This window comes from Streptomyces sp. NPDC110618, from assembly GCF_055657065.1.
This window is the reverse complement of record NZ_JBVKBN010000006.1, coordinates 178,290-192,269: the sequence shown is the minus strand read 5'-3', so window position 1 is coordinate 192,269 and position 13,980 is coordinate 178,290. Positions and strand designations below refer to the sequence as shown.

The following is a 13,980-nucleotide window of genomic DNA, read 5'->3' as shown; positions in this document are numbered from 1 at the left end:
GGGTGGGGGATGGCGGGACCGGAAACCGGCATCGTGCTGCTGGGTGGTGGGTTCTCCACGGACGAGGACGGGCTGCTGGACGATTGGTTGCTGACCCGCGTGCCCAATCCGCACCCGAAGATCTGCTTCGTCCCGACGGCGAGCGGCGACGCCCCCGGGTACATCGACCGCTTCCTGGCCGCCTTCCGTCCCCGCGCCTGCGAACCGTCCGTCCTGCGGCTCTTCGCGCGCGACCTCGACGACACCGCCCTGCGCGGCCACCTGCTCGCCCAGGACATCGTCTACGTCGGCGGCGGCAACACCGCCAACCTGCTGGCGATTTGGCGCACCCATGGCATCGACCGGCTGCTGCGAGAGGCCCACGACCGGGGCACCCTGCTGTGCGGCATCAGCGCCGGTGCCAACTGCTGGGCCGAGGCCTCGCACACCGACTCCTTCGGCCCGCTGACCTTCCTGCCCGACGGGCTGGGGCTGCTCCCCGGGTCGGTCTGTCCGCACTACGACAGCGAGCCGGGCCGCCGTGACGGGTACCGGCAGGCCGTGGCCAGTGGGGCGCTGCCTGGCGGCTGGGCCCTGGAGGACGGTGTGGCCGTGCACTTCAGGGGCGGGCGGCTGGAGGCGGCCGTCGCGCGGAGGGCGGACGCCCGGCTGTACCGGGTGGAGCCCGTGGGGGACGGTGGCGTCGCCGAGCGGGGCGTGGCCTGCCGGGCGCTGGGCCGTGCCCGTAAAGTCCCGTCTGCCGCCCGGACGCGACCTAGTCGGTGAGTAGCTGGCTCAGCGTCTGCGCCGCCTTCAGGCCCGAGCCCGTCAGGACCAGTACCACCGTGTCGGACTCCGTGACCCGGCCCGCCTCCCGGAACCGGCGCAGCGCCGGGAGGACTTGGGCGCTGGTGGGCTCGACGAAGAGGCCGGTTCGGGCCAGTTCGGTCACCGCCGGGAGGAGGTCGGTCTCCGCTACGGACGTGGCCGCGCCGCCGCTGTCGCGGATCGCGCGGAGGACCTCGCGGTCGCGTACCGGCTGGGCGATGGCCGTGCCCTCGGCGAGGGTCTTGGGCCAGGTCCGGGGGTCGACCTCGTCGGCGCCTGCTTCGAAGGCCCGCACCAGCGGGCAGCACTGTTCGGGCTGACTGATCAGGATGCGCGGTACGCGGTCGATCTCACCGGCGCGGTGGAGTTCCGCGAAGCCCATCGCGCAGCCCAGCACGAGGCTTCCGGCGCCCGCCGGGACCAGGACGACCGAGGGTGCGGTGAAGCCCAGGTCCTCCCAGATCTCGTAGGCGATCAGCTTGACGCCCTGGAGGAACTGGGGGTGCCAGTTGTGGCTGGCGTAGAAGACGGAGCCGGAGCGGCGTACCGCCTCGTCGGCGACGTCCTGGCGGCTGCCGGGGACCAGGTCCACCCCGGCTCCGTGCAGCCGGCTCTGCACGATCTTGGAGGGGGAGGTGGAGGCGGGGGCGATGATCTGCGCCTCCAGGCCCGCGGCGGCGCAGTACGCGGCGATGGAGGAGCCGCCGTTGCCGCTGGAGTCCTCCAGCAGGCGGCCGACGCCCTGGGCGCGCAGGGTTGAGATGAGGACGGAGCTGCCGCGGTCCTTGAAGCTGCCGGTGGGGTTCATGGACTCGGGCTTCACGGCCACCTGGAGCCCGGCCAGGGTGCGCGGGAGGAGAGGGGTGCGGCCCTCGCCCAGGGACACCGGGTCGGTCTCCGGCAGGGGGAGGGCGGCCCGGTAGCGCCACTGCGAGTTGACCGAGGTGTCGATCGCGTCGCGGGTGATGCCCGGCAGTGGCTCCGTCATCAGCGGTGAGCCGTCGTCGCCGCGCCAGCGGGGCTCGTCGCAGGGGTAGCGTCGGCCGCTGCGGTCGACGAGGTGGGGGACGGTGTCGGCGGCCATGTGCGCGGTCCTCTTCCTGCCTCGCGCCGGCGGCGGCGATGGGCGGTGGTGGACCCGAAGTCTAGATCAACTCGCCGCGCGCAGCCCGGCCACGAACACGCCCACCACCTTCCGCGCGTCGTAGTCGGTGCTGTTCTCCGCGCCGATGCACAAGTTCCCCACGCCCCGCATGAGTTCGATCGCGGCGATGTCGGAGCGGACCTGCCCGGCCGCCGCCGCGGCCCGCAGGAGTTCCGTGCACACGGGCACCAGACGGTCCAGGAAGTAGGCGTGCAGCGTCTCGAAGCCGGCCTCGTCGGAGTGCAGCGCGGCGGCCAGGCCGTGCTTGGTGACCAGGAAGTCCACGAACCGGTCGATCCACTGCCCGAGCGCGTGGTACGGGGTCGGACACGAGGCCAGCAGCTCCGGGCCCGCCGCCGCGCACGCCTCCACCTGGTGCCGGTAGACCGCGATGATCAGGTCCGCCCGGGTGGGGAAGTGGCGGTAGATCGTCGCCGTGCCCACCCCGGCCGCGGCCGCGATGTCCCGCACCGGCGCGTCGACACCTGAGGTCACGAAGACCGACGCGGCGGCGTCGAGCAGCGTCTGCTCGTTGCGCCGGGCGTCCGCCCTCCTGGGCCGGGCCGCCCGTCCCGCTCCCTCGCTCATCGCGCCACTCCATTCCCCGACCGCCGTCGCCAACGGGACGCTGACCGCCATCGCCAGCGGGACACTGCTGCCATTGCTAAACGGGACACTGTTCCGTATCGTCAAAACGGGACGCGGTTCCGTTTGGCCATGATGCCAGAGCGAACGACCGCTCACCAAGCCGTGCCCTGTTCACCTCACCCTTTCGCCCTTATCTCCTGCCATGGAGGCGACGCAGTCATGCAGTACCGCACGCTCGGCCGCACCGGAGTCAAGGTCAGCACCCTCGCCCTCGGCGCCATGAACTTCGGTCGCATCGGAAACACCACCCAGGACGAGGCCACCGCTCTCGTCGACGCCGCCCTGGAAGCCGGGATCAACCTCATCGACACCGCCGACTGGTACAGCTCCGGCCAGTCGGAGGAGATGGTCGGCAAGGCGATCGCCGGACGCCGCGACGACATCGTCCTCGCCACCAAGGCCACCATGCCGATGAGCGACGAGCCCAACCACCAGGGCAGCTCCCGCCGTTGGCTGACCACCGCCCTCGACGACAGCCTGCGCCGCCTCGGCGTCGACCACATCGACCTCTACCAGGTCCACCGCTGGGACCCCAGCACCAGCGACGAGGAGACCCTCTCGGCCCTCACCGACCTCCAACGCGCCGGAAAGATCCGCTACTTCGGCTCCTCCACCTTCCCCGCGTACCGCATCGTCCAGGCCCAGTGGGCCGCCCGCGAACACCGCCTGAGCCGCTATGTGACCGAGCAGCCCGGCTACTCCGTCCTGCAGCGCGGCATCGAGGCACACGTCCTGCCCGTCACCGAGGAGTACGACCTCGGGGTGCTGGTGTGGAGCCCGCTGGCCTCCGGCTGGCTGTCCGGCGCCGTCCGCGCGGGCCGCGACATCACCACCAGCCGCTCCAAGGTGCTCCCGGAGCGCTTCGACCTCTCCCGCCCCGTCAACCGCGCCCGGCTGGACGCCGTCGAACGCCTCGCCGCCATCGCCGACCAGGCCGGACTCACCATGATCCAGCTCGCCCTCGGCTTCGTCACCGCCCACCCCGCCGTCACCACCGCCCTCATCGGCCCCCGCACCCTGGACCACCTGCACGCCCAGCTCGCCGCCGCCGACACCGTGCTCCCCGCCAACGTCCTCGACGCCATCGACACCGCCGTCGCCCCCGGCACCGACCTCGCCCCCGACGAGCGGCACGACACCCCGCCCGCCCTGCTCGACCCGGCCCTGCGCCGCCGCCACTGAAGGGGGACCGCAGTCATGGCACCGCCCACCTTCGGCATCATGACCGCACCCTCACAGGTGCACTACGACGACATCCTCCGCGTCTGGCGCGAGGCCGACGCCATCCCCGAGATCGCGCACGCCTGGCTCTTCGACCACCTCATGCCGATCTTCGGCGCCCCCGACGGGCCCACCTACGAGGGCTGGACCCTGCTCGCGGCCCTCGCCGCCCACACCCGGCGGCTGCGCATCGGAGTCATGGTCACCAGCAACCGATTCCGGCCCCCGGCCCTGCTGGCGAAGATCGCCACCACGGTCGACATCGTCTCCGGCGGCCGTCTGGACTTCGGTATCGGCGCCGGGTCCCGCCCGGACCACCCGCTCGCCCGCCGCGAGTACGACGCCCACGGCCTGCCCTTCCACGACGCCGCCCGCGCGGTCGCCGCCCTGGACGAGGCCTGCACAGTGATCCGCCGCATCTGGACCGAGGAGGAGCCCTTCGACTTCCACGGCACCCACTACCACCTCACCGGCGCCTTCGGCAGCCCCAAACCCGTCCAGCGCCCGCACCCGCCGATCCTGATCGGCGGCCGGTCGAAGGCGACCCTGCGCGTGGCCGCCCGGCACGCCGCCGTCTGGAACATCCCGGGCGGTGACATCGATGACGTCACCGAGCGCAGCGCCCTGCTGGACCGCTACTGCGAGGACCTCGGCCGCGACCCCGGCACCCTCACCCGCTCCCTCCACCTGCCCGTCTCCTACGACCGGCCCGCCGAGACCCGGAAGGCGATCCGGGAGGCGGTCGACGCCGGGTTCGGGCACCTCGTGCTCGGGCTTCCGGCGCCGTACCCGGCGCAGGTCGCCCGCTGGACCGCCGAGGAGCTGATCGGCCCCGGCTCAGCGGCCTGACCGACGGCGCCCGTCGCCCTCGCGGGTGTCCCGCACCCGCCCGGCCACCTCGCCGAGCACGGCGCACACCGCGCAGCCGGTGCCCGCGCACACGTGCACGGCGCCCACCTCGGCGAGCGCCTCCGCCACCTCGTCCAGTACTTGGCGGAGTTTCTCCACAGTGCCCGACAGCACACGCACCCGGGCATTCTGGCCACCCACCTGACGGCGGGCGGCCAGCAGACGGGCGAACTCCTCGCCGGACACGGCGATGAGCTCCTGCCCGTCCACCTCGACCGGACGACCCCGGGGAGCGTCAGCCATCGGCCGGTGCCGCAGCGACCAGCGCGGCAAGCTCCTCCGGCGTACGCGGGCCGACGGCGGCACCGCTCAACAGGCCCTGCGCCCGCAGCAGTTCGGCGGCCGCCACACCCCACGGCAGGCGAAGCCCCGCCCGCGCCAGCAGATCGGTGCGGGCGAGCATCGCGGGCGCCGGGCCGGTGCGCACGCCTCCCGGGGTGAGCAGGGCGGCGTCGTCGGCCCAGCGCAGGGCGAGGTCGACGTCGTGGGTGGCCATGACGACCGTGGTGCCGCCGGCGCGCAAGCGGTCGAGGGTGGCCAGCAGGCGCTCCTGCCCGTCCGGGTCCAGGCCCGCGGTCGGCTCGTCGAGGATCAGCACGCGCGGCCGCATCGCCACGGCACCGGCGATCGCGGTCCGCTTGCGCTGACCGTAGGAGAGCAGATGCGTGGGCCGCTCGGCGAGCGCCGTGATGTCCAGGGCGGCGAGCGCCTCCTCGACCCGTGTGCGCACCTCGGCGTCGGACAGGCCGAGGTTGAGCGGGCCGAACGACACGTCCTGCCCGACGGAGGCCGCGAAGAGCTGGTCGTCGGGGTCCTGCACCACCAGCTGCACGGTCGTCCGCAACCGGGTCAGCCCCTTGCGGTCGTACGACACCGGCCGCCCCTCGACGGTCAGTCGACCTTCGCGCGGCCGAAGTCCCCCGCTCAGCAGCCGCATCAGCGTGGTCTTGCCGCTGCCGTTGCGGCCGAGAAGCGCCAGCGACCTGCCCTCGGACACCGCGAAGTCCAGTCCGTCCAGGACGGTCGGCCCTTCCTCGTAGGCGTAGGACGCGCCTTCGAGGGCCACCAGCTCGGTCATGACAGGGGACCTTCCAGTACGAGGGTGAGGGCGACCAGCGTCAGCAGAAGCGCGCAACTCGCCACCGTGAAACGGACCGAGACCCGGGCCTCGGGCACCAGCACGCGCAGCGTGCCCTCGTAGCCGCGCCCGGCGAGCCCGGCCTGGAGCCGCGACGCCCGGTCGAAGGCACGCACGAACGCGGTGGCCCCGAGCCCGCCCAGGGACCGCCAGGTCGCGGCCCGCGTGGTGTGCCCGAGCCGCGCGGCCTGCGCCTCGCGGACCCGTCGCACCGAGTCCAGCAGCAGGAAGCTCATCCGGTACGTCACCAGCGCCACGTCCACCACGGCCGGGGGCACCCCGGCCTTCACCAGCCGTGGCAACAGGTCCGACATCGGCGTGGTGAACGCGAACAGCAGCACGCCCAGCGAGGCCGCCGAGGTGCGCAGCATCAGTTCCCCGGCCCGTACGGCGCCGTCGTCGGCGTACGACACGAATCCCTCGGGCCCGCCCACCTGGATGAGCAGGGTGGCCGCGCCGGTGACGCAGAAGCCCAGGGGCACCCGGTAGGCCCGCCAGAGCTTCCGGCCGGGCACACCCGCCGGACCCAGCAGCACCGTCAGGGCGGTCACCAGGACCAGCGCGGCACCCGGCCAGGGCGGCAGCGAGATCGCGAGCACGGTCAGGCCGAGCCCGAGCACGGCCTTGTCCACGGGATGGCGGCGGCGCCAGCGGCTGCTGTGCGCCGCCGCGTCGATCGGCAGCACGGGGCGTCAGCCCTCTTCGCCGTCGGACTCCTTGGTGCCGCCCACGCGCTCCAGGGCCCGCTGCTCGCCCTGCCTGCGGCCGCGCCGCAGGCCGAAGTAGTAGGCGAGGACACCGGCCCCGAGGGCCGCCTGGAGGGAGAACAGCGCCGACTCGATCTCGCCGGACGGTGGTTCGTACAGCGGCGAGAACCACGGCTCGTAGTCCGGTTCGATCTCGGTGATCGCGGTCTCGGCCTCGCCGTCGGCGCCGGTGAACGGCTCCTCCTTGTGATCGCCCATCCCGAACACCAGCGGCGCGACCGCGAGCAGGACGACCGCGAGCAGGAGCAGCAGGTTGATCTTCGTGTTGCGGTTCATCGGGCCACCGCCTCCGTCTCCGTCGACCCGGTGCGGGCCTGCCTGCCGCCGGAGATCAGCACGCCGAGCCGGGTCAGCTCGCCCTTGCTGGACTGCACCAGCAGCCGCATCACCAGCACCGTGAGAAGACCCTCGCTCACCGCGAGCGGGATCTGGGTGACGGCGAAGATGGAGCCGAACTTGCCGAGCGCGCCCAGGAATCCGCTGCCCGGGTCGGGGAACGCGAGCGCGAGCTGGACGCTGGTGACGCAGTACGTGGACAGGTCGGCGACGAAGGCGCCGCAGAACACGGCGACCATCAGCGGGACGTCGTAGCGCCGCAGCAGCTTGTAGACGGCGTATCCGGCCCAGGGGCCGACGATCGCCATCGAGAAGACGTTGGCGCCGAGCGTGGTCAGCCCGCCGTGCGCCAGCAGCAGGGCCTGGAAGAGCAGGGTGATGGTGCCCAGCACCGCCATGATCGGCGGCCGGAACAGGATGGCGCCCAGGCCCGTGCCGGTGGGGTGGGAACAACTCCCCGTCACCGAGGGCAGTTTGAGTGCCGACAGGACGAAGGTGAAGGCGCCGGAGGCGCCGAGGAGCAGGGTGCTCTCGGGATGCTCCCTGACCTCACGGGTGAGGGAGCGGACTCCGTGGACGACGAACGGCGCGGACGCGACACCCCAGGCGACGGCGTGCGCCGGTGGCAGGAAACCCTCGGCTATGTGCATGGCGCAGCAGACCCTCTCCAGCACCTCGTGGATGGTTGACGTGCCCTGGCCGGTCTCCTGGCTGACGGGTGACACCGCCCGGCTCCGCCTTCCCGGATCACTACGATCCAGTGGCTGCCCGCGAGGGCCGGAGCCGGACTTCCCGATCACAGTGGCGAGGGCCGCACCGGTTTCGCACCGGATTTCCCGTTCACCAAGGCCTGGTGACAGTAATGCCTGATCAGCTCGGCTGACAAGCGCGCCTCGGGGGCGCAGGGGCGGCGCACGCGGGCTCACTCGCGCGGAGCACGCACCGTGTCCGGCAGGCTCACTGGGCCGCCTTCGGGCTGACGGTCCCCAGGAGATGGGCGACCAGGGGGTTCCGGTCGGATGTGCGCCACGCGACAGCGACCCGCGTCCGCGCGGTGCCGGGTTCGATCCGGTGGAAGGCGACCCCCTTGAGGCGGATGCGCCGGATGCTCGCCGGTGCCAGCGAGACGCCGAGCCCGGTCTCCACCAGGGCGCACACGGTCTGCCACTCCACCGCGTCCTGGACGACGTCCGGTACGAACCCGGCCCCGGCGCACAGGTCGAGGATCCGGTCGTACAGCCCCGGACCGACCTCCCGGGGCAGCAGGACGAACGGTGCGCCGGCCAGGTCGGCGAGTCGAACGGTCCGCCCGGCGGCCAGCGGGTGCCCGCTGGGCAGGACCGCGACGAAGGGCTCGGTGAGCACGGTGCGGAAGTCCAGCTCCCCGTCCGGCTTCTCGGGCTCCCGCAGCAGACCGATGTCGAGGGTCCGCTCGCGCAGCGCGGTGAGCTGCGGAGCGGTCGTCATCTCCCGGATCTCCAGCCGCACTTCGGGGAACCTGTGCCGGAAGTCGCGCAGCAGACCGGGCAGCACGGTCAGGGCGAGCGAGGCGGCGAACCCGATCCGCAGCCGTCCGGTCCGGCCGCTGCCGACCGCGCGGGCGGCGGCCAGACCGTCGGCGAGGTCGCTCAGGGCCCGGCGCGCGGCGGGCAGCAGCTCGTGCCCGACCCGGGTGAGCGCGACCCGCCCCGGCTCACGGGTGAACAGCGCGTGCCCGACCCTGTCCTCCAGCCGGCGGATCTGCTGGCTCAGCGGCGGCTGCGCGATGCCCAGGCGGGCGGCGGCGCGTCCGAAGTGCAGTTCCTCGGCGAGGACGACGAAGGCGTGCAGCTGGGGGAGGGGCAGTTCGGGGCGCTCCATGGTCCTCCCTCTGCGTGTCTCCATACGCGTAGAGATATCGGTCGATGCCATTGACAGTATTCGACGTATCGACCCTGGTCACCTAGCGTTCGGCGCATGACAGAGCGACGCGTGATCCTCAGCGGCTCGACGTTCGAGGAGCAGATCGGTTACGCCCGTGCCGTGGTGGACGGCGACTGGGTGCATGTGTCCGGGACGACCGGCTTCGACTACACCACGATGACCATCTCCGACGATGTGGTGGAGCAGGCGGAACAGTGCCTGCGCACCATCGAGTCCGCGCTCACCGAGGCGGGCTGCACCTTCGCGGACGTGGTGCGGGTGCGCTATCTGCTGCCCGAGCGCGCGGACTTCGAGCCCTGCTGGCCGGTGCTGCGCCGCCGGTTCGGCGCGGTCCGCCCGGCCGCGACGATGATGGTGTGCGGGCTGGCCGACCCCCGGATGAAGATCGAGATCGAGGTGTACGCGCGGCGCCGAGCGGATGCGGTATAGTCGATCTTGCGCTGGTCACCCCAAATCCGGGGAACCGGTGATGCGTTGGTGGTCCAAGGAAAGACGCCCCGCTTCCTGCGGGGAGATGCAGGTGCAAGGCCTGCCCGGCGCTCCAGAAAATGGCCCGTCCCGAACTCCGGGGCGGGCCATTTGCGTTGCCCCACACGAGCCGACTTGTTGACGCCCTGTCTACGTAGTGGTTGAGTGGCTGAGCCACTGGACCACTGCACTGCTGGGAGGCAGGGATGGGCGCACTGCCGCGCGAGAGCACGGTCGACCTACTGGAGAAGCGGCTGCGGGAGGACATCCTCGGCGGCCGCCGCCCCGCCGGGAGCTATCTGCCGCCCGAGCGGGAACTGGCGGACGAGTTCGGGGTCAACCGCACCACGCTCAAGCACGCGTTCGGACGGCTCGTGCAGTCCGGGCTGCTGGAGACCAAGCACGGAGTCGGCACCCGCGTCCGGGACTTCCTGCGCCACGGCGGCGCGGATCTGCTGCCCATGCTCGTGGGGCACAGCCCGGACTGGATCGGCGAGATCTTCGAAGTGCGGCGCAGTATCGGCGAGTTGATCGCCGAGCGCGCCGCCGCCCGCGCCACCCCGGCCCAGGCCGCCGACCTGCGCCGCCTGCTGGCGGCCGTCGGTGAGGCGGAGGGCGGCGAGGCGGCCCAGCTGGCGGACGCCGAGGTGCACCGGGCACTGGCTCGCGCCACCGGCAACCGGGTGTACGTCCTGCTCACCAACACCCTCTTCAACGCCTACCTGCCGGTCCGGGCGGCTCTGGCCGGCCCCTTCGCCGACGCGCGCACCGCACACGACCGGCTGGCCCCGGTGGTGGCAGCGGTGGCCGCGCGCGACGAGGCGGCAGCCCGCGCCGCGGCCGGCGTCTACCTGTCGACCACGGAACGCATCATGCTCGACGACCTCGCCCGCGCCCGCCGGCGCCGGGCCGGTGCCTGATGAGCGCCCGGACGACGACGTTCGGCGAGACGATGCTGGGCCGGGTCCGCCTGGCCGGTGAGGACAGCGACCGCCCGATGCGACTGGACCTGGTGGTGCGCACGGAGTCCGTGCTGCTGCCCCACCGCACGACACGGGCACGAGTGACCGGCCGGGTCCGTATCGCGGGCCGGGCCGACGACGCCGAAGCCGTCGGCGAGTTGGAGATATCGCCGCTCGCCCGCCGCCGCATCCGCTACCGGATCCGCTTCACCCTGGACGGCCGCCGCCTGGCCCTCGACGGCTGGAAGTCCATCACCCCCGCCCGGCCCGTCGCCTCGATGACCGTCCTGCCCTTCACCCTGTACGAGGACGGCGAACGGGTGGGCGAGGGCCGACTGCGTTTCCCCCTCACCACCGGCCTCGCCCCCTTCCTGGCGAGCTTCCGCTTCCCCCGCGCGACCGAGGGGGCCGGAGACCTCACCCCCCGCTGGGACGGCAAGCCCGGCCGGACCGAGGTCTGGTACACGACGCTCACCGACCCGGCGACCGGCGCCGGAATCTGGCTGCACCACGAAGTCGTGGCCCCCACCGACGGCTCCCGCGCCCACGCGCACGGCTGGGTGGCCCTCTTCCCCAAGGACGGCCCCGTCGAGCACGCCCGCTTCGGGCCCGTGCCGTGGACCGGACAGGGAGCGGGATACACGGCCGACGGCATCCTCGCCCAGCCCGGCCTGCTGACCGGCTCGGCGGGCCCGTTCGCCTGGGAACTCACCGAGACACCGCAGGCGCCGCCCCTGCACACCTTTCCCCGTTGGTCCTGGCGCCGCCCCCTGCTGCCGGCCAGCCAGATGCTCCCCGCCGCCCGCTGCGTCTACCACGGCACCCTCCGCCACAGCGAGTGGGGCGAACTCCGGCTGGAGCGGGCCGTCGGCGCCAGCGCCCGGATCTACGGCCACGGCAACGCCCGGCGCTGGGCCTGGCTCCACGCCGACCTGGGCGGCGGCGACGTCCTGGAGATCGTCGCCGCCGTCTCCATGCGCCCCGGCCTCGACCGGCTGCCGCCCCTGGTCTTCCTCCGCCTGCTGCGCAACGGGCGGGCCTGGCCCAGCCGTTCGGAGCGCGCGGCTGTGGGGTGGGCGGGCCTCGGACGGTTCCGGGCGGAGCTGGGGCTGCCCGAGTGGCGGGTGACGGGACGGGCGGGCAGGCGCCGTATCCGGGTGACGGTGACCCAACCGCCCGAGCGGACGCTGGCGTTGGACTACACCGACCCCGACGGATCGGGCGCGGTCTGCCGCAACAGCGAGACCGCGGACGCGGTGGTGACGCTGGAGAAGTGGCGGGGCGCATGGCGGCAGGAGGCCGAGTGGCGGCTGTCCGGCACCGCACACGCGGAGGTGGGCACCCGATGAACCCCACCGTCGCCGCCGCGGCCGCGGCCCTGATCGCCGAGGACGGAACGGCACCGTGGGCGGGTCGTCTGCGAGGGCTGCTCGACTCGCTGCCCGCCCCCGCCCGCGCCGGGATTCGCGGTGCGGCCCATGCGATCGACGCCTATGCCCTGGCCCGGACCGGTAAGCGCCTGGGCGCACTCGACGGGGACCGACGTGAGCGGGTGATGGCACAACTCGGCTCCAGCAAAAGTCTGTTGCCCCTCCTGGAGGCGCTGAAGGTGCCGGTGCTGCTGGCGGCCGGGACCGAACGTGCCCTGCAGCAGGCCGCGTTGCGGCGACAGACCGCCCTGGACGACCCCCCGCTGGACCTGACTCCCTCCGATGACTGGCCGAGCCGGTCGACCGCCGACGCCGTCGTCATCGGCTCGGGCGCCGGCGGTGCCATGGCCGCCCGTACCCTGGCCCGCGCGGGTTTGTGCGTGGTCGTCCTGGAGGAGGGCGAGCACCATTCCACCGCCTCCTTCGGGCGGCGGGCGCCGCTGGACCGGTTCACCGACCTCTACCGGGACGGGGGCGCCACGATCGCGCTCGGGAGCCCGCCGCTGGTGCTCCCGGTGGGGCGGGCCGTCGGGGGGACCACGGTGGTCAACTCCGGTACCTGCTACCGCACTCCGGACCATGTGGTCGCCCGCTGGCGCACTCGGTACGGCTTCGCCGCCGCCGAGGGATTCGCCGACGCGCTGGACGAGGTCGAACGCACCCTGCGGGTGGCACGCCAGCCGACGGACGTCCTCGGCACCAACGGACGGCTCGCCCTCGCCGGTGCGCGGAAGCTGGGCTGGGAGGCGGCGCCCCTGCGCCGGAACGCCCCCGGCTGCCGGGGCTCCTGCCAGTGCGTGGTCGGCTGTCCCTCGGGCGCCAAGCAGAGCGTGCAGCTCTCCGTGCTGCCGGACGCCTGCGCGAACGGCGCCCGGATCGTCACGGGGGCCCGGGTCCGCCGTATCCTCACCGACCCCGACCGGCCGGGCGGCCCCCGGGCCGCGGGCGTGGTGGCCAGCCGGCCCGACGGCAGCGAACTGGAGATCCTCAGCCCCCTGGTGGTGGTCGCGGCGGGCGCCCTCCAGACACCGCAGTTGCTGCGCCGCTCCGGCCTGGGCGGGCACCCGATGCTGGGCCGCAACCTCAGCGTGCACCCGGCGCTGAGCGTCGCGGGCCGGTTCGGCGACCCGGTCTCCGACGGCCGGGCGGTGCTGCAGAGCGTCGGAGTGGAGGAACTGCACTCCGACGGCATCCTGATCGAGGCCACGGCCGCGCCCCCGGGCATGACCTCCTTCGTCCTCCCCGGCGTCGGCCGCTCCCTCCGCCGCGAACTGGAGACCGCCGACCACCTCGCCACCCTCGGCGCCATGATCGCCGACGAACCCTCGGGCCGGGTCCTGGGCCGCGAGCACACCCTGCTCCGCTACGACCTGTCACCCCGGGACGCCTCCCGCCTCCTGCGCGCCCAACTGGCCATGGGGGAGCTGCTGTTCGCGGCCGGCGCCGAGGAGGTCCTCACCGGCGTCCCCCATGCCCCGCGCGCCCGCACGCCACGGGAACTGAGGGAACTGCTGAGCAAGGTCCGGGCCCGCCACCTCCATGTGTCCGCCTTCCACCCCACCGGCACGGCCGCCGCCGGATCGGCCCCCGAGTCGGCGCCGACGGACCCCGCCGGACACCTGCGCGGAATCCAGGGCGTCCTGATCTCCGACGGCTCCGTCCTGCCGAGCTGCCCGGAGGTGAATCCGCAGGTCAGCATCATGGCAGCGGCGCTCGCCATCACGGAGCGGTGGGTGGCGCGAGGGTGAGGGAGGGCCGTTGTCACAGGGGTGGGCAACAATGCGGCACAGCATGATCAACACCGGGCCCTGACGGGGTGAACGGTGTCCCGTCCTCTGTCCGGAAAGGTCGTACCGATGCCGTACACCTCCCGTCCGCGACGGCCCGCGACACCGCTCGCCGCGCCCGCCGCCGATGTGCTGCGCATCGTCTCCGACCCGCGGACCCCGGTTTTCGTCACGGCCCACGCGGGCGGGCGGCTCCGGTACGGGTACTGGCGGGCGGCCGGCGGCTGCTACGTCGCCCTGCCGACGGACGTGTGCGAGGAGCTGCGGTCGGCGGGGCGGATCACACTGGGGAACCCGGTGCACGATCCGGGCAAGACCACGTACCGGGTCGGCCCCGCCACCGCCCGGGCGAGGGCCGCCTGAGACCCAATATGCAACCATCGGTTGCGCGACGCTCCGCAGCGCCCTAGGGTTATACGCAACCAAAGGTTGCGAATAGC

Annotated in this window: 16 protein-coding genes, 1 tRNA gene and 1 riboswitch; of the genes, 9 read left to right on the top strand and 8 right to left on the bottom strand. The window is 73.2% G+C overall.

Translation table 11 applies throughout. The annotated features are described in order from the left end of the window. The first annotated feature begins 9 nt into the window (after positions 1–9). Positions 10–765 carry a Type 1 glutamine amidotransferase-like domain-containing protein gene (locus ACZ7L7_RS14055; RefSeq protein WP_285512562.1) on the top strand — a complete coding sequence of 252 codons (756 nt, stop codon included), beginning with the start codon at positions 10–12 and terminating at the stop codon, positions 763–765. Here the strand turns inward: ACZ7L7_RS14055 and ACZ7L7_RS14050 are convergent. After that, a complete protein-coding gene (locus tag ACZ7L7_RS14050) occupies positions 755–1,891 on the bottom strand; it encodes a threonine synthase (RefSeq protein WP_285512561.1) in 1,137 nt (378 codons plus the stop codon). The two genes, ACZ7L7_RS14055 and ACZ7L7_RS14050, sit on opposite strands and share 11 nt — an antisense overlap. 66 nt (positions 1,892–1,957) lie before the next feature. Then, positions 1,958–2,539 (bottom strand): TetR/AcrR family transcriptional regulator, encoded by a 582-nt coding sequence (locus ACZ7L7_RS14045; protein ID WP_471429702.1) that lies wholly within the window; start codon positions 2,537–2,539, stop codon positions 1,958–1,960. A 219-nt stretch (positions 2,540–2,758) separates the two neighbouring features. Between ACZ7L7_RS14045 and ACZ7L7_RS14040 the strand changes: the two genes are divergently transcribed. Together ACZ7L7_RS14040 and ACZ7L7_RS14035 are read left to right on the top strand one after the other, a co-directional pair. Beyond that, on the top strand, positions 2,759–3,781 hold the full coding sequence (locus ACZ7L7_RS14040) for an aldo/keto reductase (RefSeq protein ID WP_472075910.1): 1,023 nt from the start codon (positions 2,759–2,761) through the stop codon (positions 3,779–3,781). Positions 3,782–3,796: 15 nt separating this feature from the next. After that, the gene (locus ACZ7L7_RS14035) at positions 3,797–4,669 is read left to right on the top strand and encodes an LLM class flavin-dependent oxidoreductase (protein WP_453607305.1); all 873 of its coding nucleotides are present in this window, start codon (positions 3,797–3,799) and stop codon (positions 4,667–4,669) included. On the opposite strand, the gene ACZ7L7_RS14030 is transcribed toward ACZ7L7_RS14035, so the two are convergent. The 6 genes from ACZ7L7_RS14030 to ACZ7L7_RS14005 all read right to left on the bottom strand — a co-directional run bounded on the left by ACZ7L7_RS14030 (position 4,658) and on the right by ACZ7L7_RS14005 (position 8,830). Continuing rightward, positions 4,658–4,972 carry a hypothetical protein gene (locus ACZ7L7_RS14030; RefSeq protein ID WP_285512557.1) on the bottom strand — a complete coding sequence of 105 codons (315 nt, stop codon included), beginning with the start codon at positions 4,970–4,972 and terminating at the stop codon, positions 4,658–4,660. The two genes, ACZ7L7_RS14035 and ACZ7L7_RS14030, sit on opposite strands and share 12 nt — an antisense overlap. Further along, a complete protein-coding gene (locus ACZ7L7_RS14025) occupies positions 4,965–5,807 on the bottom strand; it encodes an ATP-binding cassette domain-containing protein (protein WP_285512556.1) in 843 nt (280 codons plus the stop codon). Before ACZ7L7_RS14025 ends, ACZ7L7_RS14030 begins: the two co-directional genes overlap by 8 nt. Next, positions 5,804–6,553 (bottom strand): cobalt ECF transporter T component CbiQ, encoded by a 750-nt coding sequence (gene cbiQ / locus ACZ7L7_RS14020; protein ID WP_285512555.1) that lies wholly within the window; start codon positions 6,551–6,553, stop codon positions 5,804–5,806. The genes ACZ7L7_RS14025 and cbiQ overlap by 4 nt, the downstream gene beginning before the upstream one ends. A gap of 6 nt (positions 6,554–6,559) precedes the next feature. Continuing rightward, positions 6,560–6,910, bottom strand: a complete 351-nt coding sequence (locus tag ACZ7L7_RS14015) for an energy-coupling factor ABC transporter substrate-binding protein (RefSeq protein ID WP_285512554.1) — start codon at positions 6,908–6,910, stop codon at positions 6,560–6,562. Further along, positions 6,907–7,620 (bottom strand): energy-coupling factor ABC transporter permease, encoded by a 714-nt coding sequence (locus tag ACZ7L7_RS14010; protein ID WP_285512754.1) that lies wholly within the window; start codon positions 7,618–7,620, stop codon positions 6,907–6,909. The genes ACZ7L7_RS14015 and ACZ7L7_RS14010 overlap by 4 nt, the downstream gene beginning before the upstream one ends. Positions 7,621–7,650: 30 nt before the next feature. Then, positions 7,651–7,833: riboswitch (cobalamin riboswitch) on the bottom strand. A 94-nt stretch (positions 7,834–7,927) separates the two neighbouring features. After that, a complete protein-coding gene (locus ACZ7L7_RS14005) occupies positions 7,928–8,830 on the bottom strand; it encodes a LysR family transcriptional regulator (RefSeq protein WP_472076040.1) in 903 nt (300 codons plus the stop codon). A gap of 96 nt (positions 8,831–8,926) precedes the next feature. On the opposite strand from ACZ7L7_RS14005, the gene ACZ7L7_RS14000 reads away from it, so the two are divergent. The 6 genes from ACZ7L7_RS14000 to ACZ7L7_RS13975 all read left to right on the top strand — a co-directional run bounded on the left by ACZ7L7_RS14000 (position 8,927) and on the right by ACZ7L7_RS13975 (position 13,903). Further along, the gene (locus ACZ7L7_RS14000) at positions 8,927–9,322 is read left to right on the top strand and encodes a RidA family protein (protein WP_285512553.1); all 396 of its coding nucleotides are present in this window, start codon (positions 8,927–8,929) and stop codon (positions 9,320–9,322) included. Between the two features lie 42 nt (positions 9,323–9,364). After that, positions 9,365–9,437: transfer RNA gene (locus tag ACZ7L7_RS13995), tRNA-Gly, on the top strand. Between the two features lie 130 nt (positions 9,438–9,567). Next, complete coding sequence (locus ACZ7L7_RS13990) at positions 9,568–10,281, top strand: FadR/GntR family transcriptional regulator (RefSeq protein ID WP_285512552.1); 714 nt, start codon at positions 9,568–9,570, stop codon at positions 10,279–10,281. Continuing rightward, positions 10,281–11,672, top strand: a complete 1,392-nt coding sequence (locus ACZ7L7_RS13985) for a hypothetical protein (RefSeq protein WP_453607316.1) — start codon at positions 10,281–10,283, stop codon at positions 11,670–11,672. Before ACZ7L7_RS13990 ends, ACZ7L7_RS13985 begins: the two co-directional genes overlap by 1 nt. Then, entirely contained in the window at positions 11,669–13,501 is a 1,833-nt protein-coding gene (locus ACZ7L7_RS13980; RefSeq protein WP_471592494.1) for a GMC family oxidoreductase, read from the top strand. Before ACZ7L7_RS13985 ends, ACZ7L7_RS13980 begins: the two co-directional genes overlap by 4 nt. 108 nt (positions 13,502–13,609) lie before the next feature. Further along, positions 13,610–13,903 carry a hypothetical protein gene (locus ACZ7L7_RS13975; RefSeq protein ID WP_285512549.1) on the top strand — a complete coding sequence of 98 codons (294 nt, stop codon included), beginning with the start codon at positions 13,610–13,612 and terminating at the stop codon, positions 13,901–13,903. The last annotated feature ends 77 nt before the right edge of the window (positions 13,904–13,980 follow it).